The sequence below is a fragment of the Streptomyces africanus genome (genome assembly GCF_002150735.1).
Classification (GTDB): domain Bacteria; phylum Actinomycetota; class Actinomycetes; order Streptomycetales; family Streptomycetaceae; genus Streptomyces; species Streptomyces africanus.
Genome location: NZ_MUKA01000459.1, coordinates 1 through 4,006, shown reverse-complemented (window position 1 = coordinate 4,006; position 4,006 = coordinate 1). Strand labels below are relative to the sequence as shown.

Genomic DNA, 4,006 nt, shown 5'->3' with positions numbered 1-4,006 from the left:
GCGGCGGCCTGTGGCTGCTTCGGTGGGGGTGCGCGTAGCGCCTGCGGGTGGCTTGTGGGTCGGGGCCGCGTCGGGGGGTGTCCGTCCTCGGAACGGCGCGATGGGGTTGCGTACCGACTAACCGTCCGTTGACGCGCCAACCGCTGCGGGCGGACACCCCCCGACACGTCCCCTGCTCGCCGTCGGCGGGTGCGGGCGCGTCTCGCCTCAGCTGCGGGCAGTCGTGCCTCCCCCAGTGCCTTAAGGGCCTGGGAGGTGCCCCCAGGCGGCACGGGTGGGCGCAGCGGCACCTCGCTCCGCCGGGGTGCGGACCCACCCGGCCTCAGCAGCGACCTCGGGTTGCTTACAGGCGTCCCAGGACCTGGGCCAGGAGTGAACCCATGCGCGTCGCGGAGTCGCGGCCGGCCTGGAGGACCTCCTCGTGGTTGAGGGGCTCCCCGGTCATACCCGCCGCCAGGTTCGTCACCAGGGAGATGCCCAGCACCTCCGCGCCCGCCTCACGCGCGGCGATCGCCTCCAGGACCGTCGACATGCCCACCAGGTCCGCACCGATGACCCGGGCCATACGGATCTCTGCCGGAGTCTCATAGTGCGGGCCGGGGAACTGGGCGTAGACGCCCTCCTCCAGCGTGGCGTCGACCTCCTTGCACAGGGCCCGCAGGCGCGGGGAGTAGAGGTCCGTGAGGTCGACGAAGTTGGCGCCGATGATGGGGGAGGTGGCGGTGAGGTTGATGTGGTCGCTGATCAGGACCGGCTGGCCGGGGCGCATGCCCTCGCGCAGGCCTCCGCAGCCGTTCGTGAGGACGATCGTCTTGCAGCCGGCCGAGACCGCGGTGCGGACGCCGTGGGCGACCGCTGCCACGCCGCGGCCCTCGTAGTAGTGCGTACGCCCCAGGAAGACCAGGGCGCGCTTGTTGCCGATCCGGTAGGAGCGGATCTTGCCTCCGTGGCCCTCGACCGCCGGGGGCGGGAAGCCGGGCAGCTCGGTGACCTGGAGCTCGGCCTCGGGGGCACCGAGGGCGTCCACGGCCGGAGCCCAGCCGGAGCCCATCACGAGGGCCACGTCGTGGGTCTCGGCGCCCGTGAGTTCGCGCAGGCGGGCCGCGGCGGCGTCGGCGGCGGCGTGGGGGTCGCCCTGGAGGTCGTCCGGAAGAAGAGATGCGTTCACGCGCACGAGGGTAGCCGCTGATTGCCTACGCGCGTAGATGGCAGAGGTCACGGGGTGAGGATCGTTGCCTTGTCGTTTCCGACGAAGCGGGCTCAGCAGGGGCGCTTGCGCAGTTCCATCACGTAGTCGTGCGGGGCGCCGGCCGACTCGGCCGCGTCGGCGATCTCGCCCAGGTAGCGGGCGGAGGGCAGGCCGCCCTCGTAGGCGTTGAGGGTGAAGGCCCACGCCTGTTCGTCACCCTCCAGGGTGTGGACCCGTACGCGCGTGCGGCGGTAGATGTCGAGCCCCACGCCCTCCCAGCGGTCGAGCGACTCCTCGTCCATGGGGGCGATCTCGTAGAGCGCGACGAAGACCTGGGAGACCGGGTCCTCGACGATCGTCGGCAGGGCCCCCTCCCAGCCCATGTGCTCACCGCCGAAGGTCAGCCGCCACCCGTTCAGCCAGCCGGTGGCGCGCAGCGGCGAGTGCGGGGCGCGGCGGGACATCAGCCGCGCGTCGAGGTTGCCGGCGTACGCGGCGTAGAGCGACATGGGGAGAGGGTACGGCAGGTGCCCCGGAGTCACTCGCGTAACGGAGCCGCATCGGCGGCGGGCCCCGGGGCGGTGCCATGTTGATGGGTGCGGGACAATGGGGTACGTGACTCGGATCGTGATCATCGGTGGCGGACCCGGCGGATACGAAGCGGCGCTGGTGGCCGCTCAACTCGGCGCGGAGGTGACCGTCGTCGACTGCGACGGTCTGGGCGGTGCGTCGGTGCTGACCGACTGCGTGCCGTCGAAGACCCTGATCGCCACGGCCGAGGTGATGACCACCTTCGACTCGTCGTACGAGGAGCTGGGGATCATCGTCGCGGACGACACCCCGCCGCTGGAGCAGAGCGCCCGGGTGGTGGGGGTCGACCTGGGGAAGGTCAACCGGCGTGTGAAGCGGCTCGCGCTCGCCCAGTCGCATGACATCACGGCCTCCGTGACGCGTGCCGGGGCGCGTGTCCTGCGCGGGCGCGGGCGGCTGGAGGGCATGCAGGCGCTCGACGGGTCGCGCAAGGTCGTGGTGCGCGCCGCCGACGGGAGCGAGGAGACCCTTACGGCGGATGCCGTGCTCATCGCCACCGGTGGGCATCCCCGCGAGCTGCCCGACGCCCAGCCCGACGGCGAGCGGATCCTGAACTGGACCCAGGTGTACGACCTCGACGAGCTCCCCGAGGAGCTGATCGTGGTCGGGTCGGGTGTGACCGGTGCCGAGTTCGCCGGCGCCTATCAGGCGCTGGGGTCGAAGGTGACGCTCGTGTCGTCGCGGGACCGGGTGCTGCCGGGTGAGGACCCGGACGCGGCGGCGGTCCTGGAGGAGGTCTTCCGGCGGCGCGGCATGAACGTCATGGGGCGCACCCGGGCGCAGTCCGCCAAGCGGGTCGGCGACCGGGTCGAGGTGACCCTCTCCGACGGGCGGGTCATCACCGGGTCGCACTGCCTCATGGCCGTCGGTGCCGTGCCCAACAGCTCGGGCATGGGGCTGGAGGACGCCGGGGTCCGGCTGCGCGAGTCCGGTCACATCTGGACCGACAAGGTGTCGCGTACGACCGCTCCGGGCGTGTACGCGGCCGGTGACGTGACGGGCGTGTTCGCCCTCGCGTCCGTGGCCGCCATGCAGGGGCGCATCGCCATGTACCACTTCCTGGGCGATGCCGTGGCCCCGCTGAACCTGAAGACCGTCTCGTCGAACGTCTTCACCGACCCGGAGATCGCCACCGTCGGCTACACCCAGGCCGACGTCGACGGCGGGAAGATCGATGCCCGGGTCGTGAAGCTGCCGCTGCTGCGCAACCCGCGCGCGAAGATGCAGGGCATCCGTGACGGCTTCGTCAAGATCTTCTGCCGGCCGGGGACCGGGATCGTGGTCGGCGGTGTCGTCGTGGCGCCGCGTGCCTCGGAACTGATCCACCCCATCTCGATCGCGGTCGACAACAATCTGACCGTCGAACAGATTGCGAACGCCTTCACCGTCTATCCCTCGCTGTCGGGCTCGATCGCCGAGGTGGCACGGCAGTTGCACACCCGTAAGGAGACCGGCGAGAGCTGAGGCCGGATCCGGGTCCTCGCTGGTCACGTGGAGTGTTCGACCATGCGTACGGCATAGGCGGGGGGACTAGGCCCTATACCACTTCCCGCTGCTCGGTGCGAACATCTTCTGCTATTCAGCGCAAACTGCTGAAAGCAGACGGTCGCTGGCGTTACTGTCAGTTTCGTGTTCGCTGCAGAACGTCGCCAATTGATCCTCGAAATGGTGCGAGCGAACGGGGCCGTGTCGCTCCGTGAGCTCGCCCGCGTCGTCCAGACCTCCGAAGTGACCGTACGGCGGGACGTGCGCGCGCTGGAGGCAGAAGGACTCCTCGACCGCCGGCACGGCGGTGCGGTACTGCCGGGCGGTTTCACGCGGGAGTCCGGCTTTCCGCAGAAGTCTCATCTCGCGACCGCCGAGAAGACCGCCATCGCCGACCTCGCCGCGAATCTCGTGGAAGAGGGCGAGGCGATCGTGGTCGGGGCGGGTACGACGACGCAGGAGCTGGCCCGCCGGCTCGCCCGGGTGCCCGGGCTGACCGTCGTCACCAACTCACTGCTGGTCGCCCAGGCGCTGGCCCATGCCAACCGGGTCGAGGTCGTGATGACCGGGGGGACGCTCCGGGGCTCGAACTACGCCCTGGTCGGCAGCGGTGCCGAGCAGTCCCTGCACGGGCTGAGGGTGTCCCGGGCGTTCCTGTCCGGGAGCGGTCTGACCGCGGAGCGGGGGCTGTCCACGTCCAACATGCTGTCGGCGTCGGTCGACCGGGCGCTGGTGCAGGCC

General features: G+C 70.9%; 4 protein-coding genes. 2 read left to right on the top strand and 2 right to left on the bottom strand.

Annotation, left to right across the window (positions count from 1 at the left end; translation table 11 throughout):
* Positions 1-343: 343 nt before the first annotated feature.
* Both CCL05_RS39685 and CCL05_RS39680 read right to left on the bottom strand, forming a co-directional pair.
* The gene (locus tag CCL05_RS39685; RefSeq protein ID WP_086565457.1) at positions 344-1,168 is read right to left on the bottom strand and encodes a purine-nucleoside phosphorylase; all 825 of its coding nucleotides are present in this window, start codon (positions 1,166-1,168) and stop codon (positions 344-346) included.
* Between the two features lie 92 nt (positions 1,169-1,260).
* Positions 1,261-1,698: a gamma-glutamylcyclotransferase family protein gene (locus CCL05_RS39680; RefSeq protein ID WP_086565456.1), complete on the bottom strand. Its 438-nt coding sequence runs from the start codon at positions 1,696-1,698 to the stop codon at positions 1,261-1,263.
* A 97-nt stretch (positions 1,699-1,795) separates the two neighbouring features.
* Here CCL05_RS39680 and CCL05_RS39675 point away from each other — a divergent pair, with 97 nt between their 5' ends.
* Both CCL05_RS39675 and CCL05_RS39670 read left to right on the top strand, forming a co-directional pair.
* Positions 1,796-3,244, top strand: a complete 1,449-nt coding sequence (locus tag CCL05_RS39675) for an NAD(P)H-quinone dehydrogenase (RefSeq protein WP_086565455.1) — start codon at positions 1,796-1,798, stop codon at positions 3,242-3,244.
* A gap of 165 nt (positions 3,245-3,409) precedes the next feature.
* Positions 3,410-4,006: DeoR/GlpR family DNA-binding transcription regulator (locus tag CCL05_RS39670; protein ID WP_143590027.1), on the top strand; the 597-nt coding region annotated here is incomplete at its 3' end.